Raw genomic sequence first — 24,643 nt, 5'->3', positions numbered from 1 at the left:
ATTTTCTCTTATTCTTCCGCCAATTTCTCAGATTGAGATCCGATAAACGGAATTTTCGGAGCCAGGAAATATCCGGTAAGACTGGCAAACAATATCGGTACGAAATAAGTAAATCCGGTAAGTGTTCCCAGTATAATTGTAGTACTCATCGGCGTTCTTGTTACACAAGCATTGATGGCGGCCATACAACTCACAATAGCCAGTGTGGTATCAACACCCGGAAATAAATTGTGGATAATTAATCCCAATGTGACTCCTACAAAAAACAAGGGAATGATAAATCCTCCTCTCCATCCTGAAGTTACCGTAATGGCAATAGCCAGTATTTTAAAAATGAGAATCAGGATTAAAAAATTCAGTCCGAAATTACCTCCGATTAACTGATTGATCTCATTGTGTCCGAAATACCTTGTAATGGGAAAATTATAGGCAATGATTCCTAAAATAATTCCTCCGGCACATGTTTTAACGTAAATCGGAAACTGCCTGTATTCAAAAATCTTTTTGAAAAATTTAACTATAAAAATGAAGATCCATCCGAACAAAGTTCCCACCATTCCGAACAGCGTGGCATAGAGAAAATCATACACACCTGTATAATGATATGCTTTCAAATCCCATGTTGCCCCAATTCCCAAATGGATAATCAAAGCAAACATTAAGTAACTGAAACAGCTTGCTACTAATGCAGGAATAATAGCTTTATAATATTCTACCGCATATTTGTGATGCAGAATTTCCAGCGAGAAAAGACTTCCTCCAAGCGGTGCACCAAACAAGGCCGTAAAACCGGAAGCCATCCCGGCAATACTTAATGACCTCAGCTCCTCACCTTTCAGCCTGAAAATTTTCCCCAGCCAGGTTCCTGTAGATCCGGTGACCTGTACCAATGGCGCTTCAGGACCTAAACTTCCACCTGATGCTACACAAAAAAGCGAAGAAAGAATCATGGATGGATTATTTTTCGGATCCAGCTTTCCTTTATTAAATCTGATATTATTAACAATCAGATGAATTTCTCCAGGATCGCCTATAAAGTGAATCACCAGACCTGCAAGCAACCCACAGACTGCCATGGTTGGAATGACTTCCCAACCTTGAAATTCCGCTAAAAATTCTGTAAAATGTTCCAATACGATCCAATATCCGCCGGCAATGATACCGCCTACCAGGCCTGTAACAGCCCACATAAAAAAAGTACGGCTGAATACAAACGGATTGAATCTGATAGGTTGATCTAACAGATTGAAAGTTCGTATTAACCGTCTTCTTCTATTAATTTTCATTCGCTAAATTCTGTTTTTAGCAAAATAAAAAATAAGCATTCCCCAGCTTAAGATCATCATCAGACCTCCAAGAGGAGTAATAGGTCCTAAGAATTTAAGATTCATTCCCAGATAATCCTGCATACTCAGGAAATAGATACTCACGGAGAATAAAAATGTTCCTGCAATCATCAAGATGGACGTCCATTTTTCAGCTGAAGTCTCAAATTTTAAAATATACCCGATGATCAGCAGGAAAAAAGCGGCATACATCTGATATCTTACTCCTGTTTCAAAACTTTCCAGTCTTTCCACAGCCAATATTTTCTTTAAAGCATGTGCTCCGAATGCGCCCAGGATTACAGACACCATTCCGTAGACTGCTCCAAAAACTAATGTGATTGTTTTCATTTTATAACTCTTCTAATTCTAAGGTTAAATATTTTTTTGTTTTATAATCCTGCCAGGTTCCAATGATTTTCTTTCCTTGCAAATCAGCCTCCACTAAAGCTTTGAAAATCCATTGGCTGGTTTCTTCACTGTAATAATCGTTTTCTATGATAGAAATATGATTGCCTTTTATCTTCCCATTCCACTCAATCAGCTTTTTAATTTTATCATACCAGTATTTTGCAGAAAAAGAGCCGTCATCATATACCTGATCGATCAAAACGGTGATGGAATACTTTCCGTCAATCTTACCGCGATACAGTTTATTATTAAGACTGGTTATCTCTGTTTTTTCAGAACCAGAAATTAAATTTTTTGCATAAGAACTCCAGTATTTTTCCAATTCTCTGTAAGTGAATTCTATCTCATGGCTGCCGAGTTCATCCAGTGCTCTCATGGCATGATTGGAACATCTTCCGGCTACAAAAGTCAGTTTATCTTTTCCAAAGAAGTATTTGACACTTCCCAAAGTATGCTCTGTAAAGCAATCTTCGTAAAGCGCAATCTGATCTTCAGTTTCTTCTTCAGGATTTTTTTCAGCTTTCAGTTTGACAAGAAATTCAGAAATTCTTTTTTTTACTCGTTTCTGAATGATCCCATCTACAATTTTTACTGAACCAGGTTGAAATAAATCTGCAGCATTAATAAAGTTTCCTGTTCTCAGATCAAAGTTCTTCCAGTCCGCAAATTCTTCCGGATAAGCTCCCGAAGCTTCACCATGAATACCTATCGTTAAGATATTTTCAGGAGTTTCCAATTTCTCCCAATCATAGAAATAAAGGTAGTTGGAGTAAGAATTGGTAGCTGTAGAAGCTAATTTAAAAGGATTCCCACCGGAATCCGGAACATATTCCAGCTCACTGACCTGAAGAAATGTATTGATCTTATTGGTTGCTATTGGATTTCCCGGATAGCTTATCACAGGAAACACATAATTTTCAGATTTTGGCTGCAGATCATTGATCTTTAAACTTTTCTGCTGCGAAAAACTTAAACCGGAAACCAATAAGAAAAATACAATGCTCTTTTTCACTATTTTGACTTTATATACATTAAAATAAACTTGGCGACCAGTGTAGAAATTCCCAGGATGATAAACATGTTGGCAAATCTCTTGGAACTCCTGAAACCTTCGTTATTTGTTTTCTTCAGAAAAAAACCAAAGAGAAGGAATACAATGGGCAAAATGATCTGTAACATTAGTTTCCTCTCATTCTGTTAAACTCATTGATCACTTCATGATGGCTTACCGTCTTGTCTTTAAAATACGTCACAAAGTGTTGCTTTTCTTCTTCAGTAGCCCCCAGTTGGTTCAGAATATTCAATAAATGCATTTTCATATGTCCTTTCTGGATTCCTGTGGTTACCAGAGAACGTAATGCACCGAAGTTCTGTGCAAGTCCTGAAACTGCCAGGATGCTCATCAGCTCTTGTGCGGAAGGTTTCCCAAGAAGTGCCAGTGAGAACTTTACCAGTGGGTGAAGATTTGTAAGTCCTCCTACTACTCCAACAGAAATTGGTAAATCTATCCAGAATCTGAATACTCCGTTATCCGTTGTACAGTGAGTCAGGGATCTGTATTGTCCGTCTTTTGCAGCATAGGTATGTGCACAGGCTTCCGTTGCTCTGAAATCATTTCCTGTAGCGATCACCACTGCATCTACTCCGTTCATGATTCCTTTATTGTGAGTCGTGGCACGGTAAGGTTCAATTTCCGCGATAGTGACCGCCTGCTTGAATTTGGAAGCAAACTCTTCAGGAGAAATTCCGCTGTCATCCTTCAGATCTTCCATTTTACATGATACCTCAGCTCTCACGATACAGTCAGGCGTGAAATTGGAAAGAATATTCATCACGATCTGTAGTGAATTCTTTTCTTCCTGAGTAAAATCTTCACTTGTGGCTACTTCCTGTCTCAATGTTTTTCCAAACTGCTCAAGACATGAGTTGATAAAGTTGGCCCCCATTGAATCTACCGTATCAAAGCTTGCTTTCAGCTGGTAATAGTTGGGCATTTCTGCTGTTTTATCCACCAGGCTGATATTTAAAATACCTCCACCTCGTTTTCTCATATTGGAAGTGATATCTTCTGTTGCCTCGAATAGTTTTTTCTTTAGGCTAAAATTAAAGAAATGTAACAGTTTATGAGGTTCTACATTAAAAATAAAATGGGTATGCCCCAGCTTTTCAGTATTGATAATCGTTGTTTTAAAACCTCCTTTATCAATCCAGAATTTGGCTGCCTTAGAAGCGGCGGCAACTACTGAACTTTCCTCAACAGCCATTGGAAGTGCCAGCAGTTTTCCATCAATTAAAAAATTCGGAGCGATTCCGTATGGCATATAGAAATTGGAGATGGTATTTTCAGAAAATTCTTCGTGAAGCTTCTGAAGATCTGCATCATCGTTCCAGTATTGTTGTAATATATTTTGATATTCCTGGTTTCCTTCAAGATATTCGTTTACGAGCCAGTCAATTTTCCCCTGCTTTGGAAGCTTGGAAAAACCTTCGATTGGTTTATGATTCATAATATAAACTTTAATGAGCCGTAAATATAATGATTTTGAGGCTCTTTTTTGTTGATAACTTCTATGAAAAAAGGTTGACATTTATCAATTTTGGAACTAAATTTGAACAATATTTAAAATTATATTGATACAAGTAATATCAAACCACCAAAAGAATGAATTTTGACCGCCTTAAAGAAAAGCTCGAAATCCTTGCCGATGCAGCGAAATATGACGTTTCCTGTTCATCGAGCGGAGGTACGAGGAAGAATAAAAAAGGGGCTTTGGGCGACAGTTCCGCAAGCGGGATTTGCCATACCTATACGGAAGACGGAAGATGTGTCTCCCTGCTTAAAATTCTGTTGACCAACCATTGCATCTACGATTGTGCTTACTGTGTTTCCAGAAGTTCGAATGATATCAAAAGAGCTGCTTTTACCGTAGAAGAAGTGGTAGATCTTACCATCAATTTTTACCGCAGGAATTATATTGAAGGTTTATTTCTGAGCTCAGGAATTTTTAAGAATGCAGATACAACGATGGAGCGTCTTGTAAGAGTGGCCAAAAAACTGCGTCTGGAAGAGAATTTTAATGGGTATATTCATCTGAAATCTATTCCGGGAGCCAGTGATGATCTGATGCAGGAAGCAGCGTTGTATGCAGACCGGTTATCTGTCAATATTGAAATCCCTACAGAAAGCGGATTAAAATTATTGGCGCCTGAAAAGAACAGACAGGATATGATCAGCCCGATGCGGTATATTCAAAAAGGTATCATTCAATATAAAGATGAAAAGAAAATCCTTAAGAAAGTTCCGAAGTTTGCCCCTGCAGGACAGTCTACACAAATGATTGTAGGAGCTACCAATGAAAACGACCTGCAGATCATCAATGTTGCCGATCATTTTTATAAAAATTTCAATCTGAAAAGGGTTTACTATTCCGGATATGTTCCTGTATTAGAAGATAAAAGACTACCTTCTTTGGCAACCGAAGTTCCTATGTTGAGAGAAAACAGACTCTATCAATCAGATTGGTTGATGAGATTCTACGGTTTTAAAGCAGAAGAAATTTTAGATCCGAATGTTCCTTTTCTCGATCTGGAAATGGACCCGAAATTAAGCTGGGCATTGCGAAACTTAGATCAGTTCCCGGTGAATCTTCAAACTGCGGAATATCGCACGATTTTAAGAATTCCCGGAATTGGCGTAAAAACAGCTCAGAAAATTATAAGTGCCAGACGCTTTCAGATTTTAACGATGGACCATTTGAAAAAACTGGGAGCAGCCGTCAATCGTGCAAAATATTTTATTGATTTTACTGCGGGAAATGCTTACCTGAAATACTTAACGGACAAAAACTTCAGAAAGCTGCTGATTGGCGGAAGCTCTTCCAAGTTTCACAACCAGTTTTCACAGCAACTGACATTATTTTAAACACAAACTACAAGAATTTTTTCACAAATGATCACTAACATGATTATACTGCACCTGTCCTTCTGATGAGGAGGGAACCTCTTCAATTAACCAGATTTTTCATTTCATATTATTCAGAATGACAAGCACAAACAAATTTTAAATTCAACACATGACAACCCTACTCTACGATGGAAGTTTTGACGGTCTTTTTACTGCGGTATTTGAAGTTTTCGAATATCGTTATAAAGATGTGGAAATCACAAGCAGGGAAAGGTTTCATCAGGAAAATATTTTTGCAGAAATTCATGAAGTTATTACTCAGACAGAAAAGTCTGAACGGGTTCTCAACAAATTGGAGCAGAATATTGGGAAACAGGGAGTTTACAAACTTTTGAAAGTTTTTTTATCTGAAGATCCCGAGCTGGAAAATTTAATTTTATCAGCTGTAAAACAGTCCATCAAGTATCCCGGACAAAATATTCTTGAAAATTTTGCAGATTCTGATGTTTTAAAAATTTCAAAAATCTGCAAATCGGTAGACAGGGAAAGACATAGGATGACTGCATTTGTCCGCTTTGAAAAAATGCAGGATGGTGTTTTTTTCTCCAAAATAGATCCTGACTTTAATGTGCTTCCTTTGATAAGAAAACATTTTCATAACCGCTACCAGGACCAGAAATGGATGATCTATGACCTTCGGAGAAACTACGGCCTTCTATATGACCTCAACGATTCTGAGTTTTTCTACCCTGATGAAAAAATTGATTTAAATCATTATCAGCAAAAATTCCATGACGAAGAAAAAAGCTATCAGGTACTCTGGCAACGGTATTTTACCAAAACCAATATTGTTGAACGAAAAAATATGAAACTCCATATTCAGCACGTCCCGAAAAGATATTGGAAATACCTGACTGAAAAATGGTAACTAAAATTCCATATTGTGGATAACTTTTTATTTTGGCCAAAAAAGACAACATTTCAAGTGTTTTTTACAAGCACATTATTTAACCTATTAATTTATTGACAGATAGAATCCCCATTAATCAAAAACTCATATTGTGGATAACTTTTTACAGTTAACATTCCGTTAACATAAGAATTTTTTCTACCTGATTTTTATCAGGAAATTGTGTTAAATACCCGAGAACAAAGGGGGTTTTGAAAACCATTTAAAAACATGAAAATCTGTAATATAGGTGATAAAAAATTACATCAAAATTCGTGTTTTGTGGATAACTCTTACTTTTTAATGGTTCGCAAGGCTTTTTTAACGATATATCGGGTTTCTTTTGTTGGGCTTTCCCTAAGCCATTCATCACAGATTTCCACGGTAAATTCCGGTTGTGACTTACTGGCATCATTCAGCCAGTTGCCGACACTGTCCTGTACATATCTGGAGGAGTCGGATCGTAAGGGTTCCAAAATTTCAAGTCCTAACCCAGGATTTTGTTTTAAAGCATCGATATGTTCACACCAAACTCCTCTGGGTCTTGTAGACTCACTGGCAAAGCGCCTTACATTTTCATTTTCATGTTTTGTCCATTCTGATAAAACAGATATGCTTTCAACAAGATTTTCAGCAATATCCGGCCGTACGGTCATCCAACAGATTTCTCTCACTCCAAAATGAGCATCAGAAGCGAATGACTGAATCCTGTTTAATTTTTCTTTAAGGGTCAGTTTATTATCTCTTCCAATGGTATAAGCAGACCAGCATCGAACCAGATCTGCAGGATATACCGCCAATTTATGAAGAAATTCATCATCTTTATTTTTTATGGCCAGATGGAGAAGCCCAACACCAATGGTTTCATTAAGGGTATTCACCGTTTGTTTTTTCAGCTGGTCTACATTCTCTAAAATCGGTATCAGGTATTCTTTGCGATTATTCTGCAATAGTAAGTTTTCCAGCAGCAGCCTTTGATCTACTGCCAGCCATTCTGTAAGATTGGCAGTTTCAATTTCTCCTCTGTTCAGCTTTTCCAGAATATCTGATGGAATATCTTTGATGGAGCGGGCTCCTTTTCGTTTTTCTGCCATACTATTTTAATGATTATCTTTACAAAAGTCCGAAAGTGGGGGCACAAAAACAATACCGCATATTTTTCACCCATAGGGATAAAAAAGTCAATTTTATGGAAACAAAGGAGAGAGCTGAAGAAAATAAAATTTGTCCGTTGGAAGTAGCTGTCAATACCATCAGTGGTAAATGGAAAATTCCTATCGTCTGGCAAATTAATGAAGGGAAGAAACGTCCCAGTGAATTTTTGCGGGGTATCGCTAAAGTGGACCGAAGAGTTCTTAATCAGCAGCTGAGTGAAATGGTAGAAGATGGTATTTTAACAAAACACTCTTTCAATGAGCTTCCTCCAAGGGTTGAATATACTTTGACAGAACTTGGTGAACAGCTTGTGAAAATTCTCTGGCAGCTGAATGATTGGGGGAAATTATTAATTCCTGAGAACGAAGAGTCATTAAACTAGCAGATTTTCAGATTATATTGGCAGATAAGCTAAAAAAAATGATATTTGTGTGAACTAATACACATGAAAAAAGTTATCACCGGAATCACAGCATTTTTAATTCTCACAGGCTGTATTAAAGAAAAATCTTCAGACCGTCTGTTGGCTGAACCAGATAAGAACGAACATTTAATTGCAGAAAATGCTTTAAAAATCAATAAAGATAAAAATACCATCCGGGAAAGATTTTCTCCTCCGGAAGGTTATAAATGGCTTGAGGAAAAACCGGGATCTTTTGGGTATTTTATCGAAAATTTTAAGTTAAAACCTTACGGCAGCCAGATTGTAAAATATGACGGAACACCCATTTCTACCCAGCATCTTCATGAAGCCGTTTTTGATATTGATACAGGAAATAAAGATTTGCAGCAATGTGCTGATGCCGCCATCCGAATGAGGGCTGAATATCTTTATAAGGCGAAAAAATTTAACGAAATTAAATTTCATTTTACAAGCGGAGATCTTCTCAGCTGGAATGATTATAAAAATGGAACAAGAGCTTTTGTGAATGGAAATTCGGTCAGCTTCCGAAAAACAGCAGCCTTCGATGATTCTTATCAAAGTTTCAGAAATTATCTGGATCTGATTTTTAATTATGCAGGAACGATTTCATTACATAAAGAAACAAAACCGGTAACAAAAAATTCTGACCTGAAAACAGGTGATATTCTGATTGCGCCGGGAAGTCCGGGGCACATTGTTTTCATTTCGGGGGTCTGCCAGGATCAGAAAGGGAAAAGATTGTACTTATTAAGTGAAGGATTCACACCGGCACAGTCTGTACATGTGATTTCAAATCCTTTTAACCCGTATTTTACGCCCTGGTATGATCTTGACATCCATGCTCCTGAAACAAAAACTGCAAGATATTTTTTTAAACCTACAAACTTCAGAAGCTTTTAATAATTTATATTCAAAACTATTGGAAAGTTACTACGATAATCTGAACTTGTTTTTGTAAATTTGTGTTCGAAATTTTTTTCTTGATGAAAGAGAGTGTTGTAAAAAAAATTGCAGTTCTTACTTCAGGAGGCGACTCTCCGGGTATGAATGCGGCATTAAGAGCGGTAGTAAGAACCGCTAATTACTATAATATCGAATGCTACGGGGTGAGAGAAGGTTACAACGGCCTTATCAACAATGATTTCCTGAAAATGGGAGCCCGTTCCGTAAAAAATATAATCAACCAGGGTGGAACGATTCTAAAGTCTGCCAGATCTGCTGAGTTCAGAACTAAAGAAGGCCGTCAGAAAGCTTATGACAATTGCATAAAGCTTGGAATAGACGGATTGGTTTGTATTGGTGGAGACGGAACTTTCACTGGTGCGAAAATCTTTAATGAAGAATTCGGAATCAGGGTAATCGGTATTCCGGGAACAATCGACAACGATATTTTCGGAACTGATAACACCATCGGATACGACACCGCTTTGAATACCGCAATGGATGCCATTGACAAAATCCGTGATACAGCCACTTCCCACAACAGGGTTTTCTTTGTGGAAGTAATGGGTCGTGATGCAGGGTTTATTGCTCTAAACAGCGGATTGGCAACAGGAGCTCTGGATATTTTAATTCCTGAGAAAAAAGACAGTATTGATGAGCTTTTCGCGAAATTCAGAGATGCTGAAAAAACAGGAAAAGCATCAAGCATTGTTGTAGTAGCGGAAGGTGAAAAATTAGCCAACGTATATGAACTTGCCGAAAAAACAAAACAGACATTCCCTGATTATGACATTCGTGTAGCGATTCTGGGACATATGCAGAGAGGAGGTTCTCCAAGCTGTGCAGACAGAGTTCTGGCAAGCCGTCTGGGGTATGGAGCTGTAACAGGGCTAATGGAAGGACAAACCAATGTAATGGCAGGGATGCGTTCTAATGATCTGACGTATACACCGATTGAAGAAGCCATTAAAAAACATAATGAAATCAATAAAGACCTTTTACTGATTTCAAAAATTTTAGCAATTTAATTATTTTTATAATCTAATAAAACAAACTATTATGTCAACAATCAAAGTAGGTATCAACGGTTTTGGTAGAATTGGACGTCTTGTTTTCAGAGCAATGACTGAAAGAGACAACATTGAAGTTGTAGGAATCAATGACCTAATCAATGCAGAATACATGGCTTACATGTTAAAATATGACTCTGTACACGGTATTTTCCCAGGTGAAGTTTCTGTAGAAGGAAATGATCTTGTAGTAAACGGAAAAAGAATCAGAGTAACTGCAGAAAAAGACCCAAGCAACCTAAAGTGGAACGAAATCGGTGCAGACTACGTAGTAGAATCTACTGGTTTATTCTTAGATAAAGAAAGCGCTGCAAAACACATTACTGCAGGTGCTAAGAAAGTAATCCTTTCTGCTCCTTCTAAAGATGATACTCCAATGTTCGTAATGGGGGTAAACCACAAGGAACTTACTGATGATATCAAAATCTTATCAAATGCTTCTTGTACTACAAACTGTTTAGCTCCTTTAGCTAAAGTAATCCACGATAACTTCGGAATCGTAGAAGGTTTAATGACCACTGTACACGCTACAACAGCTACTCAGAAAACGGTTGACGGTCCTTCAATGAAAGACTGGAGAGGTGGTAGAGCTGCTCTGAACAACATCATCCCTTCTTCTACAGGTGCTGCTAAAGCAGTAGGAAAAGTAATCCCTTCACTAAACGGAAAATTAACAGGTATGTCTTTCAGAGTACCAACTGTTGACGTTTCTGTAGTAGATTTAACAGTGAGAATTGAAAAAGCTGCTTCTTATGAAGAAATCTGTTCAGTAATCAAAGCTGCTTCTGAAGGTGAATTGAAAGGTATCCTAGGATATACTGAAGAGGCAGTAGTATCTCAGGACTTCGTAGGAGATAAGAGAACTTCTATCTTCGACAAAGATGCTGGTATCATGCTTTCTCCTAACTTCGTAAAACTTGTTTCATGGTATGACAACGAAATGGGTTACTCTAACAAGTTAGTAGATATGCTTGTACATGCGGCTTCTTTATAATAAATAATGAGCGATAAGCAATATAAAACCTTCCCGATGGGAAGGTTTTTTGTTATAAAAAAATATTTATTACTCGAATATTAAAAAATATCAAGTATGTATGAATTCAGAGTACAGGTATTTAAAGTTCCATTTGCTTTAATATGATTAAGTAAGCATAAGTCTGATGTATAAATTTGATATACTATATTTTTATTTTTCTGTGTATTCATTTCTTTTTTTTCTCTAGGAGGAATACGATCAAAAAACTTTCTTATTTGACAAACATCGGATACATTTGGAGTATCTTCCAGATACCAATAATAAATCCAGAGATACTCTGAAGTCTGATTATTAAAAATTAAATTCCCATTTCCGTTGCATTGAATGGGCTTATCCAACTCTGGCCCTGTTCTTTCAATAATAAAACTTGTAATTATATCATTCCAATCATTTCCAAGATATGGTGTATCTGTATATAAAACTCTTGATCTTCCTCCAAAATCCTTATGTTCAAATATCGTGACTTTGAAACCAGCCGGAACTTTTATAGAAGAAATCATATCATTACATAAATCACAACACCCAAAACCAAATCCACACCAAAAAGAACTTGGATTTTTATCTTCAAGCAAATTCACTTTGCCACCCCCATTATAAGTTTTTGATGCTCCCTCATAATTGGAATGTTCATACATAATTACTTGCCCATTCATAGTAATACAAATCAATAGTAATAAAAGTGTTTTCATAGCTAATTGTTTTTAGAATTAAATTATATTTTTAAAAAATTGAAAGCCCTTATTATTAATTGAACTCTCATGGCTATTTGTAATAACAAAGTTTATATTTTTAAAAAAAAGAGAAAATTACCCGTTTGTAGTATTTTAAGCGTGTAAAATGAATAGAGCATCTCGGTATATTTAAATGATAAATCTCACCAAAACATTTCAGCATAAAACTTGTACTTTTATAGGTAAAGGAATGAACATGACACAACCCCGGTTTAAAGACGCACCTCATTTCAGGGATTTTTGGGAAAAGGGCAATGGAAAACAGCTTATTGAATTTTCCGGAGCAGAAGTGAGTTTTGAGCACTTTGAAAAATTTGCTCCCTATTTTCATCATACGGATGAGATCGGAGATGAGGTGGTAAAAGATGTTTATTTCACTAAAAAATTCCACGAGGCCTCCAGGGAAATTGAACATTATATCAGAAATGGGGTTTCGGAAACTGATGACGTTCCTGAAAGTGTAAAAAAATTGTTCAGCCAAACTCAAAAAGTTCCTGATTGGCTGGATCATCAGTTACTCAAAAGCGGAGCAGAACTATGTATGAGAAGCAATCTTGACTCCTTGATCTCCTTAAGGGATTATTGTCTGATCGGCGGCTATGATTATGCCTACCTCAACAAACCACTTGTTGTTACAGAAGCATTGAAAAAAGGTGCAGTGAAACGCCTTTCTGAAACATTGGATTTCTGGGTAAACGCTACCCGGTACAATTCCCTGAACGTTCACGCAAAAGGATATGAATTTGCGATAAAAACCCGTCTGATCCATTCTTACGCCAGGCTTTCCATTAAAAAACACTATAAAGACTGGGATACTGATAATTGGGGAGAGCCTATCAATTCCTGGGATATGATGGCAACGTACATTGGATTCAGTCTGGTATTTCTTCATAGTCTTAAAAAGCTGGGAAATTGTTTTTCTGCTGAGGAGGAACAGGGAATTTTTCATCTCTGGAAATATGTAGGGTACCTGTTGGGAATTCCAGAGCAGCTTCTTCCCAACAATAAAAAACAGGCAACGGAATATTTTTATTTATGGACCTCTGTTCAGCCGTCTTCTGATAAAGATTCTGTGCTTCTTGCCCATTCTTTACTGGATGAATCACTGGAAAACCCTATCTTAAAGTTTGAATTTCAAAGAAAGAACTTAAGATATCTGCACATCTGCTGTACCTGGTTTCTGCTGGATGATGAAGTATGTAAAAGATTACAGATTCCTGATGTTCCTTACAAAACTCTGTTTCCAAAATCGAAAATACTTTTCAACGCAATATATGACAAAATGGTCAGTCGTACTGCAAGAATACAAAGAGGGAATAAAGATCAGATGAAAGTACTGGAAGATTATCTGAACATCACTAAGAATTCAAATTTTCATTAAAAGTAATTGTTGGAAATCGCAAAGGCGCAAAGATTTTTAGACATTGTGGTACTTTTTAAGGCGCAAGAAAATCGAAGATTTTCAGCAAGGGAAAGTATATAATTTTAGATGAAATTTTCGCAGATGAAGTAGTTATGAAGATTTTCATTAGCACCATTGTAATTTGCATAATCTGTGAGAGGTCAAGATATGCAGCATTCAATTTTATCGGAGATAAAATTTTTGCGCCTTAAAAACAAAAGTATTCTACATAAATAGCGCCTTTGCGATTTCCAATAAAAACAGCTTCTTTTATTTAGTAAAAACACTTTAGATACCACATTCCGCATGTGCTTCGTTATGAAGAAGATCAGCCATAAAATTTTATCATTTTTTAACTCTAAAAACAACTTTAGGAAATAAAATATATTAGCTTTTAATATTTAAATTATGTATTTTTGAGAAATTATTTTAATAGAGATGAGTAACATTGATGATAAGAAAAAAGCACTCGCTTTAGTGCTTGACAAGCTAGATAAAACATATGGAAAGGGAACAGTAATGACTTTAGGTGATGAATCTATAGACAATACAATAGAAGTAATCCCTTCCGGTTCTTTAGGATTGGATATTGCCTTAGGAATAGGCGGATATCCAAAAGGAAGAATCATTGAAATATATGGTCCTGAATCTTCAGGTAAAACAACGTTGACCCTTCACGCTATTGCTGAAGCTCAAAAAGCGGGTGGTATTGCTGCTTTCATTGATGCAGAGCATGCTTTCGACAGAACTTACGCTGCGAAATTAGGAATCGATCTTGAAAACCTGATCATTTCTCAGCCGGACAATGGTGAGCAGGCTTTGGAAATTGCCGATAACCTGATCCGTTCAGGAGCTATTGATATCGTTGTGATTGACTCTGTTGCTGCTCTTACCCCAAAAGCAGAGATTGAAGGTGAAATGGGAGATTCTAAAATGGGTCTTCACGCAAGATTAATGTCTCAGGCACTAAGAAAGCTTACCGCTACTATTTCAAGAACAAAATGTACTGTAATCTTCATCAACCAGTTGAGAGAAAAGATCGGTGTGATGTTCGGAAACCCTGAAACCACTACCGGAGGTAACGCTCTTAAGTTCTATGCTTCTGTAAGAATTGATATCAGAAAAGCCAGTGCACCAATCAAACAAGGTGATGAAGCTATCGGTAGCCGTGTGAAAGTGAAGATTGTGAAAAACAAAGTAGCACCTCCTTTCAAGCAGGCAGAATTCGATATCATGTATGGCGAAGGAGTTTCTAAAGTAGGAGAAATTCTTGATACTGCTGTAGATATGGGAATTGTGAAGAAAAGCGGATCATGGTTCAGCTACGAAGAGACTAAATTGGGTCAGGGACGTGATGCTGTAAAAGATGTTTTAAGAGATAACCCGGATCTTGCTGAAGAATTGGAAGGTAAGATCAAGGAAGAAATGAAAAACAAATAATTTTTCAGAAAAATATAGAAAAGGCAGTCTTCGGATTGCCTTTTTCTGTTTTAAAATAAAGATTTTTTTAACGTAAAGGTTTCATCTGTATGCTGTAATATTTTTAAGAGAGCAAAGTACGGAATCAATTTCATTGCTTCTTACTAAGCAAACGCATCATTTACCACAAAGCTGCATCAGCGATGCTCTCTTATAATCAGCTTTTGAGTCTTATTCTTTATGTTTAAATAAATGAAGGATAAGAAAATAAAAAGAGGTCATTCCACAGAACAACCTCTTTGATATTTTATATTTTTAAATTATTCAGCAATTTTACCCTGCAGCTGAAGTGCTCCGGTCACTTTCATCCCTTTTGCTGGAGTTTCAAATCTCATGTTTTCTTTATTTACAAAAGCATCAATAGTGAAGAAATCCTCATCTTCTTCATTTGTAATCAACTTCAGTTTCAGGATATACCCTTTAATACTTCCGTCTTCAAGCAATTCTGTTTCCTTAAAGTCTATAACCTGACCAATAAAATCAAAACAAGCATAATTAGGAAGATCCTGGCTTGGAGCATAGGTTGTGAAATCTTCACTCATTTTAGTACCGTCAGGTAAATCAGTACTGGTATGAAGATCCAGAATAAAAATAATTCCGCTGATATTTATCTTCTGATGCGGCTGTGTCATGTAGATATTTCTGTTCTCAGCATAATCGGTAGCGAAAAACCAAACTCCAAAAGTATCTCTTGCCGGACCTGCTACGATTGCCTGTAAGTTCAGTGCATTTTCCCATTCTCTGATTGATCTTGTTTCAAAATCCAAAGAATAATCAGTTTTCACTTCCGGAATGATTGTACTCAGTTCATCGGTAACAATGGTTTTAAATCTGACATCTTCAAATTCAGTTTTGTTTTTACGTTCTCCATTCGGATTAGAAACCGTAGACTGCATTAAAACTGTGCTAAGATACTGACCGTAATCTTTAGTCTGAAAATTCTGATGTCCAAAAATACCGCTCCATGTGTTTACAAGATTATGAACATTGGATTTTCTAATGATAATTCCTGCTTCATTAGTCATTTCAGGAGCTGCAATTCCTTCTGTATTCGGGAAATAATCTTTACCATCTACCAATTGATGATTCATGATCTCATTATTTTCTTCATGAGAAAACTCTGCAAAACCTTTATAAGTAATATTTTGATTTTCGAAAATATAAGGCAGTCCTGTTTTGGCTTTCTCAGAACCTGCGAAATGATAAGCAAGTGAAATTCCTTTAAATTCCCCTTCCTGAATAGCCGGATTATGATTGCCGTTATGATCAAACTGAGAATGATACAGGATCATATAAGATCGGATCTTACCTTCCTGAAGCTCACTTTCAAACTTTTCTTCCATTTGGGAAATTACCTGCTGTGGAGAAAGTGCATAAGCATCTTCTGTCACCATATACGCAAAACCTTCTACTTCTCCGTTTTCTTTTTCAAAAGCTGAAATAGGCGTATATTCTCCTCTCAGCTGAAGCGCTATAGAATACACAATATAATCATTATAAATCCTGATTTTTTTATATTCTTCATTTACTTTCAGCTCCTCTACCGGCTGTGAAGAAATTTCCGGTATTGTTTCCACAACTTCTTCCACCACTTCCTCTACTACTTTTTCCTCTGGCATTTCCATTTCCTGAACCGGAGTACTTACATTTTCCTGACTGTTATTTTTTTTCTTAAAAAAATCAAAGATTCCCATACTGTTATTTATAATTGGCGGTAAATATAATAAAAGTGCTCAACAGGCTCATCATAAAAAAAATGCCATTGTGTCAGTTTATCTTTTGTGATGTATTTTCTAATAAAAACCCCGGGCGGAGCCTTTGGCTCCGCCCGGGGTTTTTATTAATTAGGTTTATCATCTGTCAGCTCAAATCCCCAATCTTTTCCTTTTTGGGTGGCCGGAATACCTTTTGTCATCCAGACCGGAGCTTTAGCCCCCTTCAGGTAATAATCAAAAAACTGCTGTTCGCGGATTTGAATATCTTTTCTGTTCTGGCGTTTCATCAAGTTGTGATCATCCCCATTATAATTCAGAAGCCATACTGGCTTTCCGAGACGGCGTAATGCGGTGAACATTTCGATTCCCTGATACCATGGCACTGCTCCATCTTTATCATTACTCATGATAACTACCGGAGTTTTCACCTGATTAATGGTAAAAAGCGGTGAGTTTTTAATATAAAGATCCGGAGCTTCCCATAGATTCTTTCCTAGTCTGCTCTGTGATTTTTCGTACTGAAACTGTCTGTTCATTCCTGAAGTCCATCGGATTCCTCCATATGCGGAAGTCATGTTGACAACAGGAGCTCCACTCCATGCAGCCGCATACATATTGGTATGAGCAATAAGATAGGCAACCTGATAACCTCCCCAGCTTTGCCCCTGAATTCCTATTTTAGTACCATCTACCCAGGAATTTTGCTTGAGCTTTTCCACTCCGGAATTAATGTATTCCATTGCAGATTCTCCCGGGAAACCATCTGTATAAGAAATATCAGGAGTGAAAACCAGGTATCCGTTACTCACAAAATAAGAAATATTTAATCTTGAAGGGGTTGGCGCCGGTGCTACATAACGGTTCAGATTGTCCGAAAGCTTTTCATAGAAATAGACAATCATCGGATATCTTTTATTTGGATCGAAACCTTCCGGTTTGTACAGAATTCCTGTAGAAGTATTCCCTTTTGGTGTTGTCCAGTGTACCAGCTCATCCGTACCCCAGTTATATTGGCTTTGCTGTGGATTGGTATTGCTCAGCTTCTGCTGCTCTGAGAAATCAGATGTCACAAAAATATTGGGGGAATCTGTGTATGATTCTTTTACTAAAATATATTCTTCTGCATTTTTTGCTTTTTGAAGACTTCGGTATCCCCAGACATTTTCCATCTGAATTTTCACAGGATCAGAACCTGACTGAATGGTTGTTTTGAAGATCCCATTGGCCTTAGATGTATTATCAAATGCTGATAAATAGATAGAAGATTTTCGGTTCAGACTTTTAATATCCTTATCCAGATCGTATGTATCAAATGTTATTTTATGTTTGCGTCCGAATCCATTCGTGACATTCCTTGGCTTTTTTGAACCATTCAGAAAAAATTCCCATAGATCGTAGCGGTCTCTTATAATAACAGATTCATCTTTATCTGTCCATGATGCGATGCCATAAGAATTTGGAAAATCCGGCATATCAAATTCTTCATCCACAAAGGAAACAGGTAAGCCTGTACTCAGCGGGAGCATTTGTTTTGTTTTTACATTATAACTCAGCCACTGCCCTTTTTCCCTGTCAAAAATCACTACAAATTGGCCAAGCGGAGATACTGCAGCAGCTCCATTAAGATTTTTAATAATTTCGGTTCTGTCTCCCGTTTTATTATCGATCAGGAAATAGGTTTTCTTTGTAGCACCTTCCCATTGTGAAGGAATTCGGTTGTTGATACTGGTAATCCCCAATGTAAATTCAGCATTTCCCTCGTTGACCCATCTTAAAGTATCCAGGTCTTCCCCATCAATATTACTGAAGATGTCCGGTTTTTCGGTCTGCATTACAGCAGCATAAGATTTTTTCAGATCATTTTTCAATTCCTTTAACTGTACTGTCTGCAGATAATCATCCTTATAATTCCAGATGTCTACCACTGCATGATCGTTTGCAATCATAGCAGTATCTTTGGCGACAGGCTTTGGAGCAACCCCAAAATACAGCTGTTTCCCGTTTTTACTGAACAAAGGCAGTCTGTTTTCAGAAATTACCCAATTTTTCTTCATCTGTGCATTTTCATTGGTTATAATTTCTTTTTTATTTCCTTTAAAATTAAAGTAATACAGCTGATATAGTTTCACCAGATCATTCTGTGCAGAAGGAGTTCCTACATAAGCCAATTGATTTCCTTCTTCATCAAAAGCCAATTGTGAAAAATCACCTTCCATCTCTGAAATCTTATTGACAGTCCCTGTTTGCAGGTCTACTACCTGTACCGTTTGAAATGCATATTTCTTTGGCTTTGATTTGTCTGTATCTTTTTTGTCAGCAGCCTTTTCATCTGCTGGGTCTTTCCCTTCTTTTTTATCTTTTTTCTCGTCTGGCTTTTTAGTTACAAAAACCAGCTGTTTCCCGTTCTTACTGAACTCATAACGGATTACGTTATCATATTCTGTAATTTTCCCATCTAAAAGATTTCTTACTACCAGCTGCAATGGTTTTACATTTTTATCTTCATCCTTACTTTCATCACTATCTTCTTTTTCAGAAGCATCATCCGAGGATTTATCCTTTAGATTTTCCAGCAGATAAGCAACATAAGAACCTGCTTTTTCAGGAATTTTAAATGATTTTACATTAGGAATCTTCTCTGTTTTATCATTTAAAAAATCTACAATGGCAAGACTGTCTTTCGTTAACTTATTTTTTTTAAGCTTTTTATCTTTTACCGCCTTTATGTCTTTATATTGCGGACGGATCTGAAAAACAGCAAACCTGGAATCATTTGTAAAATCCAGTTTTGTGGCTCTGTCAAATTTCTTCGAGGCTTTATTTTTAACAGAATATAAAGAAAGGGTTGAATTTCCTTCCTGAGCATCTACAGAATAGGCAACCCATTTTCCATCATTTGAGATTTTTCTTGTACCTAAATTTTGCCAACTGTCGTAAACAGAATGGTCCAAAGGCTTTTTCTGCCCATAAACCCAACAGGTTATCATGAGCAGCATAAACACTGTACATTTCAACTTCATTTTTAAAATATTTTAAGAAATAAAAATAAGATATTTCTCCGACAAATTACATGATGAGTGTGTTTCAGACTTAAAAATGCCATTCTGTCACATTCTTCTTCATGGTATTTTTTTTGAGAAAGAATCTTAAAATTAAAAATCTAAATATGATGACTAAAGGAAATATTAATGTATCTGTGGAAAATATTTTCCCGCTTATTAAAAAATTTCTTTACAGTGACCACGAAATATTCTTAAGAGAATTAATCTCCAATGCAACTGATGCCACTTTAAAATTAAAACATTTAACAAGCATCGGAGAAGCAAAAGTGGAATACGGGAACCCAAAACTTGAAGTTAAGATTGATAAAGACCAGAAAACTTTACATATCATTGATCAGGGTATTGGAATGACAGGTGAAGAAGTTGAAAAATATATCAACCAGGTTGCCTTCTCCGGAGCTGAAGAGTTTTTGGAAAAATATAAAGATTCTGCGAAAGATGCCGGAATTATCGGACATTTTGGTCTTGGTTTTTACTCTGCATTCATGGTGGCAGAAAAGGTGGAAATTCTTACAAAATCCTATAAAGATGAACCGGCAGTACGTTGGATCTGTGACGGAAGCCCTGAGTTTACCCTTGAAGAAACTGCTGATAAAACTGACAGAGGTACGGAAATCATCCTTCACATCGCTGAGGATTCTGTAGAATTTTTAGAAGAAGGAAAAATCCGTGAGCTTTTATTAAAGTATAACAAATTCATGCCTGTTCCAATTAAATTCGGGACTAAAACACATACACTTCCTTTACCTGAAGGAGCTCCAGAGGATGCTGTAGCTGAAACAGAGGAAGTAGATAATATCATCAACAATCCGGTACCGGCATGGACAATTGCTCCAAGTGAACTGACCAATGAAGATTACATGAAGTTCTATCATGAGCTGTATCCAATGCAGTTTGAGGAACCATTATTCAACATCCACCTGAATGTTGATTATCCTTTCAATCTTACAGGAATTCTGTTCTTTCCCAAACTGAGCAACAATTTGAATATTGATAAGGATAAAATTCAACTGTATCAGAATCAGGTATTCGTAACAGATGAAGTAAAAGGAATTGTTCCTGACTTCCTGATGCTTCTGAGAGGAGTCATTGATTCTCCGGATATTCCATTAAACGTTTCCCGTTCTTATCTTCAGGCGGATGGTGCTGTGAAGAAAATTTCTTCTTATATCACAAAAAAAGTGGCCGACAAAATGGCTTCTTTAATCAATGAAAACCGTGAAGATTACGAGAAAAAATGGAATGATATTAAAGTAGTCATCGAGTACGGAATTGTGACAGAAGAGAAATTTGCTGAAAAAGCAGATAAATTCACCTTATATCCTACAACAGACGGTAAGTACTTCCTTTGGGATGAATTGGTTGAAAAAATCAAACCCATGCAAACTGACAAGGATGGCAAACTGATTGTATTGTATGCTACCAATGCCGATGAACAACACAGCTATATCCAGTCAGCGAAGGATAAAGGATATGAAGTTCTTTTATTGGATTCACCGATTATTTCACATGTTATTCAGAAACTGGAAACTTCAAAGGAAAACATCTCATTTGCGAGAGTAGATGCAGATCATGTAAACAATCTGATCAAAAAAGACGAACCGGTAATTTCAAAACTAAATGAAACGGAAAAAGAGGCTTTGAAAAAGAATGTAGAAGAAGCTATTCAGGATTCTAAGTTTACAGTGCAGCTTGAAGATCTTGACAGCAATGATGCTCCGTTTACCATTACCCAGCCCGAATTCATGAGAAGAATGAAGGAAATGCAGGCTACAGGCGGAGGTGGCATGTTCGGAATGGGAGGTTTCCCTGAGATGTACAATCTTGTGGTAAACTCGAACAGTGAACTCTCTAATCAGATCTTAAAAACTGAGAATGCTGAAGAGAAAGAGAATTTGATCAAATATGCTCTGGATCTTGCCAAGCTTTCCCAAAACTTACTGAAAGGAAAAGATCTTACAGATTTTATACAGAAAAGCTATAAGCAACTTGAAAAATAATACACGAAAGACTGTTTCATTTTGAAGCAGTCTTTTTTATTTTTTTTAACACAAAAGTCATAAAAGATGTTGTCCATTTAAGGTTTTACCCTGTAATATCATATGGGTAAGAAAAATATTTAAACGTTTGAGAATTAAAAAATTTTCTATTAATATGCACTTTTACACTAAATTATTTTGAACTTGCTTATGTTCACTAAAGTGTTTAATTGTAAAGCTTTTATAGATTTTGGTGGTCAACTTTTAGGCAAGCCTATAACATTGAAAATATTCAACAATACTACAAGAAACATTAATATTATGATGTTTTCCTGCTTATCTATTTAATTGTTAAGTATTATGAGCATATTTTTTCTGTTTTCTGTTGTATAGATTATGCTTTTTTGCCATTTTTGTATAAAATGTAGGTCATGCAAAAAGAAAAATTACGTCTCGTCAGAAAACAGAAAGGCTATACTCAACAGCAGGTAGCTGACTTTATCGCAACAGATGTATCTAATTACAGCAGAAAAGAAAGCGGTGATGTAAGAATTGTAAAAGATGAATGGGACAAAATTGCTCATTTTCTGGATGTCCCATTGGAAGAGATTTACGAAGATGAGGAAGCTACAATAGTTATCAATAATGATCATCCTGTATTTAATGACAGATCCTATTCTGCAGGAGTAATTACCACGCAGAATAATTACGATAATATTCCGGGAGCCATCATAGAAAATCTACAAAACTATATTACTCTATTGAGAGAAGAGAATGAAAGACTTAAAGAGGAATTGAAAGGTCTTCCAAAAAGAGAAAAATAATACAGTTTGAAACAAACTGTAAAAAGATATTAATGTCACTCCTATTAGTTTATAGGGTGGCATTTTTTATTATAATCAGATCAGAGTGTTTTTCAGATGCAAAACATTTAAGGATTCAATTGGTGTATTTTAAGAGGTCAAGGACTACGAACCTGTCGTTGACGAAGCTTTGTGATTATATGTTCGCTTAGAAAGAATTAAATTGATTCCAGCTTTACTCCCTTAAAAAATATACCGGATGCACAGGAAAACTTTGCTTAAAAAAATCTTCGTTATTAAATTTTCACCCAAATCATAATTCTGTCAGCGGATCCCAGAACAGCTTTTTGAAATTTTTTATTCTAAGATTTTCCACAGTGATACCTTCTGCTTCCAGCTTAGGCTGAAATTCCGGCACAGATAATACTCCTGAACTTGAAATCACGCGGTGGGCAGGAACATCTTCAGGACATCCTCCCATTGCTTTCCCTACATGTCTGGAATGGTTAGGATAGCCGACAGCTTTTGCTATGGCACCATACGTAGACACTCTTCCTTTGGGGATAAGCCTTGCTATTTCATATACCTGTTGTTTGAAAATTTCATCCATATGATCTGTTTACTCTCTTTTTTGCATCATTTTTGAACTGTGTTATGCTCAATGATGTTTCATTAAAAGATAAAGATATGAAAAAATCATTTTTCAGGCTGCTGAATGCCATCAATAAACAAGTTCTTCCGAAACTGAGTAATAAAGACCCCAATCATCTGACTAAGATTGAGAAGGGAATTCTCGCATATAGATATTTTGTGCTGGTGAATTCTTTGGATTGATTTTTATGACCCAGAGATCAGGCAGATTTTCATAAATGTTTTTATGTTTTTGAAGAACGCAAGGATCTTATCTCCAATAAAATTGGACCATTTTTTAACCCGTTAAGATTATTTAAGCTTTAAAGAGTATTAAGGGGCATCGCTAAGTTATTTTTATTTAGCTGCATATCTTATTTTCATCAAAGATGAAACTTAATTATTCTTACAGCCTCCATTTCTCTCAATGGTTTAAACAGTTTTATTTTTTCAAAACCAATCTGCTTCCAAATCCTAAAATAAAAAAGCGCTCCAGATAATTGAAGCGCTGATAGGGTAATCTCTATTGAGATGTATATTCTTAAGCGTTTTCTAAGATATAAGAGAACATCAATGGTGCACAGATCGTTGCATCACTTTCAACGATAAATTTAGGTGTCGTAATATCCAGTTTACCCCAAGTGATTTTCTCATTTGGAACAGCTCCTGAATAAGAACCGTATGATGTTGTAGAGTCAGAGATCTGGCAGAAATAAGACCAGAAAGGAATATCATGCATTTCCATATCCTGATACAACATGGGTACTACACAGATGGGGAAATCTCCGGCAATACCTCCACCAATCTGGAAGAATCCAACTCCTTTTCCGCCTGAGTTTTTTGTATACCAGTCAGCAAGGTAAGTCATATATTCAATACCTGATTTCATTGTAGTAGGTTTAAGCTCTCCTTTGATACAGTAAGAAGCGAAGATGTTACCCATTGTAGAATCTTCCCATCCCGGAACCACGATTGGTAAGTTTGCTTCTGCAGCAGCGATCATCCATGAATTTTCTCTTGGGATTTCATAATACTGTTCCAGTACTCCTGAAAGGATCATTTTGTACATGAATTCGTGTGGGAAATACCTTTCTCCTTTAGCTTCTGCATCTTTCCAGATCTCCACAATATGTTTCTGTAATCTTCTGAATGCTTCTTCTTCAGGAATACATGTATCTGTAACTCTATTCAGACCTCTTTCCAAAAGATCCCACTCATCCTGAGCAGTCAGATCTCTGTAATGAGGAACTCTTTCATAGTGAGAGTGAGCTACAAGGTTCATTAAATCTTCTTCAAGGTTAGCCCCTGTACAAGAAATAAAATCCACTTTTCCCTGACGGATCATTTCTGCAAGAATTTTACCCAATTCAGCAGTAGACATTGCTCCAGCTAAAGTGATCATCATTTTCCCGCCATCTTTAAGATGGGCAACATACCCTTTAGATGCATCCACCAATGCAGCTGCATTGAAGTGCAGGTAATATTTCTCTATAAATTCAGAAATTGGTTTGCTCATTTTTTTAATTTTTGCAAAGATAAAACTTAAAAACGGAATGCCGTCAACGCACTTGAAGAAAGTATGATACAGGAGTCTTTTTTTATCATTTGTTAAATACTAAAGCTGTT

General features: G+C 36.5%; 21 protein-coding genes. 11 read left to right on the top strand and 10 right to left on the bottom strand.

The window, feature by feature from the left end:
• Positions 1-8: 8 nt before the first annotated feature.
• The 4 genes from CRS_RS09860 to CRS_RS09845 form a co-directional block, all read right to left on the bottom strand.
• Positions 9-1,286 (bottom strand): chloride channel protein, encoded by a 1,278-nt coding sequence (locus tag CRS_RS09860; RefSeq protein ID WP_142723865.1) that lies wholly within the window; start codon positions 1,284-1,286, stop codon positions 9-11.
• Between the two features lie 3 nt (positions 1,287-1,289).
• Entirely contained in the window at positions 1,290-1,676 is a 387-nt protein-coding gene (locus tag CRS_RS09855; RefSeq protein WP_131435885.1) for a DUF423 domain-containing protein, read from the bottom strand.
• 1 nt (position 1,677) lies between these two features.
• Positions 1,678-2,748: a hypothetical protein gene (locus tag CRS_RS09850; protein WP_142723864.1), complete on the bottom strand. Its 1,071-nt coding sequence runs from the start codon at positions 2,746-2,748 to the stop codon at positions 1,678-1,680.
• Between the two features lie 166 nt (positions 2,749-2,914).
• A complete protein-coding gene (locus tag CRS_RS09845; protein WP_142723863.1) occupies positions 2,915-4,243 on the bottom strand; it encodes a hydroxymethylglutaryl-CoA reductase, degradative in 1,329 nt (442 codons plus the stop codon).
• A gap of 155 nt (positions 4,244-4,398) precedes the next feature.
• On the opposite strand from CRS_RS09845, the gene CRS_RS09840 reads away from it, so the two are divergent.
• Together CRS_RS09840 and CRS_RS09835 are read left to right on the top strand one after the other, a co-directional pair.
• Complete coding sequence (locus CRS_RS09840) at positions 4,399-5,658, top strand: putative DNA modification/repair radical SAM protein (RefSeq protein ID WP_142723862.1); 1,260 nt, start codon at positions 4,399-4,401, stop codon at positions 5,656-5,658.
• 151 nt (positions 5,659-5,809) lie between these two features.
• Positions 5,810-6,568: a TIGR03915 family putative DNA repair protein gene (locus tag CRS_RS09835; protein ID WP_142723861.1), complete on the top strand. Its 759-nt coding sequence runs from the start codon at positions 5,810-5,812 to the stop codon at positions 6,566-6,568.
• Positions 6,569-6,882: 314 nt separating this feature from the next.
• On the opposite strand, the gene CRS_RS09830 is transcribed toward CRS_RS09835, so the two are convergent.
• Positions 6,883-7,683 carry a DNA alkylation repair protein gene (locus CRS_RS09830; protein WP_142723860.1) on the bottom strand — a complete coding sequence of 267 codons (801 nt, stop codon included), beginning with the start codon at positions 7,681-7,683 and terminating at the stop codon, positions 6,883-6,885.
• Positions 7,684-7,778: 95 nt separating this feature from the next.
• On the opposite strand from CRS_RS09830, the gene CRS_RS09825 reads away from it, so the two are divergent.
• From CRS_RS09825 to gap, 4 genes are all read left to right on the top strand, one after another.
• Entirely contained in the window at positions 7,779-8,126 is a 348-nt protein-coding gene (locus CRS_RS09825) for a helix-turn-helix domain-containing protein (protein WP_142723859.1), read from the top strand.
• Positions 8,127-8,189: 63 nt separating this feature from the next.
• Positions 8,190-9,068 carry a DUF4846 domain-containing protein gene (locus CRS_RS09820; protein WP_142723858.1) on the top strand — a complete coding sequence of 293 codons (879 nt, stop codon included), beginning with the start codon at positions 8,190-8,192 and terminating at the stop codon, positions 9,066-9,068.
• An 83-nt stretch (positions 9,069-9,151) separates the two neighbouring features.
• Complete coding sequence (gene pfkA / locus CRS_RS09815) at positions 9,152-10,138, top strand: 6-phosphofructokinase (protein ID WP_142723857.1); 987 nt, start codon at positions 9,152-9,154, stop codon at positions 10,136-10,138.
• A gap of 31 nt (positions 10,139-10,169) precedes the next feature.
• Positions 10,170-11,174, top strand: coding sequence for a type I glyceraldehyde-3-phosphate dehydrogenase (gap, locus tag CRS_RS09810; RefSeq protein ID WP_034694859.1), 1,005 nt, complete (start codon positions 10,170-10,172; stop codon positions 11,172-11,174).
• Between the two features lie 80 nt (positions 11,175-11,254).
• Here gap and CRS_RS09805 read toward each other — a convergent pair whose 3' ends face one another.
• A complete protein-coding gene (locus CRS_RS09805; RefSeq protein ID WP_142723856.1) occupies positions 11,255-11,905 on the bottom strand; it encodes a hypothetical protein in 651 nt (216 codons plus the stop codon).
• A gap of 232 nt (positions 11,906-12,137) precedes the next feature.
• On the opposite strand from CRS_RS09805, the gene CRS_RS09800 reads away from it, so the two are divergent.
• Both CRS_RS09800 and recA read left to right on the top strand, forming a co-directional pair.
• Positions 12,138-13,328: an oxygenase MpaB family protein gene (locus tag CRS_RS09800; RefSeq protein ID WP_228451224.1), complete on the top strand. Its 1,191-nt coding sequence runs from the start codon at positions 12,138-12,140 to the stop codon at positions 13,326-13,328.
• 459 nt (positions 13,329-13,787) lie between these two features.
• The gene (gene recA, locus CRS_RS09795) at positions 13,788-14,789 is read left to right on the top strand and encodes a recombinase RecA (RefSeq protein WP_034694853.1); all 1,002 of its coding nucleotides are present in this window, start codon (positions 13,788-13,790) and stop codon (positions 14,787-14,789) included.
• Between the two features lie 299 nt (positions 14,790-15,088).
• Here recA and CRS_RS09790 read toward each other — a convergent pair whose 3' ends face one another.
• Together CRS_RS09790 and CRS_RS09785 are read right to left on the bottom strand one after the other, a co-directional pair.
• The gene (locus tag CRS_RS09790; RefSeq protein WP_142723854.1) at positions 15,089-16,522 is read right to left on the bottom strand and encodes a hypothetical protein; all 1,434 of its coding nucleotides are present in this window, start codon (positions 16,520-16,522) and stop codon (positions 15,089-15,091) included.
• Between the two features lie 146 nt (positions 16,523-16,668).
• Positions 16,669-19,563 (bottom strand): prolyl oligopeptidase family serine peptidase, encoded by a 2,895-nt coding sequence (locus CRS_RS09785; protein WP_142723853.1) that lies wholly within the window; start codon positions 19,561-19,563, stop codon positions 16,669-16,671.
• A 149-nt stretch (positions 19,564-19,712) separates the two neighbouring features.
• Here CRS_RS09785 and htpG point away from each other — a divergent pair, with 149 nt between their 5' ends.
• On the top strand, positions 19,713-21,605 hold the full coding sequence (htpG, locus tag CRS_RS09780; RefSeq protein WP_142723993.1) for a molecular chaperone HtpG: 1,893 nt from the start codon (positions 19,713-19,715) through the stop codon (positions 21,603-21,605).
• Between the two features lie 410 nt (positions 21,606-22,015).
• Positions 22,016-22,408 (top strand): helix-turn-helix transcriptional regulator, encoded by a 393-nt coding sequence (locus CRS_RS09775; protein WP_142723852.1) that lies wholly within the window; start codon positions 22,016-22,018, stop codon positions 22,406-22,408.
• Between the two features lie 292 nt (positions 22,409-22,700).
• Here CRS_RS09775 and CRS_RS09770 read toward each other — a convergent pair whose 3' ends face one another.
• Positions 22,701-22,997, bottom strand: a complete 297-nt coding sequence (locus tag CRS_RS09770) for an MGMT family protein (protein ID WP_142723851.1) — start codon at positions 22,995-22,997, stop codon at positions 22,701-22,703.
• A gap of 77 nt (positions 22,998-23,074) precedes the next feature.
• Between CRS_RS09770 and CRS_RS24390 the strand changes: the two genes are divergently transcribed.
• Entirely contained in the window at positions 23,075-23,221 is a 147-nt protein-coding gene (locus CRS_RS24390) for a hypothetical protein (RefSeq protein ID WP_172617030.1), read from the top strand.
• A 337-nt stretch (positions 23,222-23,558) separates the two neighbouring features.
• Here CRS_RS24390 and CRS_RS09765 read toward each other — a convergent pair whose 3' ends face one another.
• Positions 23,559-24,533 (bottom strand): deoxyhypusine synthase family protein, encoded by a 975-nt coding sequence (locus tag CRS_RS09765; protein ID WP_142723850.1) that lies wholly within the window; start codon positions 24,531-24,533, stop codon positions 23,559-23,561.
• Positions 24,534-24,643 lie beyond the last annotated feature (110 nt).

It is taken from the genome of Chryseobacterium sp. ON_d1 (genome assembly GCF_006829085.1).
Taxonomy (GTDB): Bacteria; Bacteroidota; Bacteroidia; order Flavobacteriales; family Weeksellaceae; genus Chryseobacterium.
This window is presented reverse-complemented; position numbering and strand designations above follow the sequence as displayed.

Excerpts from the sequence above, each read along its gene's own strand:
- CRS_RS09860 (WP_142723865.1), bottom strand. The coding sequence starts at position 1,286 with ATGAAAATTAATAGAAGAAGACGGTTAATACGAACTTTCAATCTGTTA.
- CRS_RS09855 (WP_131435885.1), bottom strand. The coding sequence starts at position 1,676 with ATGAAAACAATCACATTAGTTTTTGGAGCAGTCTACGGAATGGTGTCT.
- CRS_RS09845 (WP_142723863.1), bottom strand. The coding sequence starts at position 4,243 with ATGAATCATAAACCAATCGAAGGTTTTTCCAAGCTTCCAAAGCAGGGG.
- CRS_RS09840 (WP_142723862.1), top strand. The coding sequence starts at position 4,399 with ATGAATTTTGACCGCCTTAAAGAAAAGCTCGAAATCCTTGCCGATGCA.
- CRS_RS09835 (WP_142723861.1), top strand. The coding sequence starts at position 5,810 with ATGACAACCCTACTCTACGATGGAAGTTTTGACGGTCTTTTTACTGCG.
- CRS_RS09830 (WP_142723860.1), bottom strand. The coding sequence starts at position 7,683 with ATGGCAGAAAAACGAAAAGGAGCCCGCTCCATCAAAGATATTCCATCA.
- CRS_RS09825 (WP_142723859.1), top strand. The coding sequence starts at position 7,779 with ATGGAAACAAAGGAGAGAGCTGAAGAAAATAAAATTTGTCCGTTGGAA.
- CRS_RS09820 (WP_142723858.1), top strand. The coding sequence starts at position 8,190 with ATGAAAAAAGTTATCACCGGAATCACAGCATTTTTAATTCTCACAGGC.
- pfkA (WP_142723857.1), top strand. The coding sequence starts at position 9,152 with ATGAAAGAGAGTGTTGTAAAAAAAATTGCAGTTCTTACTTCAGGAGGC.
- gap (WP_034694859.1), top strand. The coding sequence starts at position 10,170 with ATGTCAACAATCAAAGTAGGTATCAACGGTTTTGGTAGAATTGGACGT.
- CRS_RS09805 (WP_142723856.1), bottom strand. The coding sequence starts at position 11,905 with ATGAAAACACTTTTATTACTATTGATTTGTATTACTATGAATGGGCAA.
- CRS_RS09800 (WP_228451224.1), top strand. The coding sequence starts at position 12,138 with ATGAACATGACACAACCCCGGTTTAAAGACGCACCTCATTTCAGGGAT.
- recA (WP_034694853.1), top strand. The coding sequence starts at position 13,788 with ATGAGTAACATTGATGATAAGAAAAAAGCACTCGCTTTAGTGCTTGAC.
- CRS_RS09790 (WP_142723854.1), bottom strand. The coding sequence starts at position 16,522 with ATGGGAATCTTTGATTTTTTTAAGAAAAAAAATAACAGTCAGGAAAAT.
- CRS_RS09785 (WP_142723853.1), bottom strand. The coding sequence starts at position 19,563 with ATGAAGTTGAAATGTACAGTGTTTATGCTGCTCATGATAACCTGTTGG.
- htpG (WP_142723993.1), top strand. The coding sequence starts at position 19,713 with ATGACTAAAGGAAATATTAATGTATCTGTGGAAAATATTTTCCCGCTT.
- CRS_RS09775 (WP_142723852.1), top strand. The coding sequence starts at position 22,016 with ATGCAAAAAGAAAAATTACGTCTCGTCAGAAAACAGAAAGGCTATACT.
- CRS_RS09770 (WP_142723851.1), bottom strand. The coding sequence starts at position 22,997 with ATGGATGAAATTTTCAAACAACAGGTATATGAAATAGCAAGGCTTATC.
- CRS_RS24390 (WP_172617030.1), top strand. The coding sequence starts at position 23,075 with ATGAAAAAATCATTTTTCAGGCTGCTGAATGCCATCAATAAACAAGTT.
- CRS_RS09765 (WP_142723850.1), bottom strand. The coding sequence starts at position 24,533 with ATGAGCAAACCAATTTCTGAATTTATAGAGAAATATTACCTGCACTTC.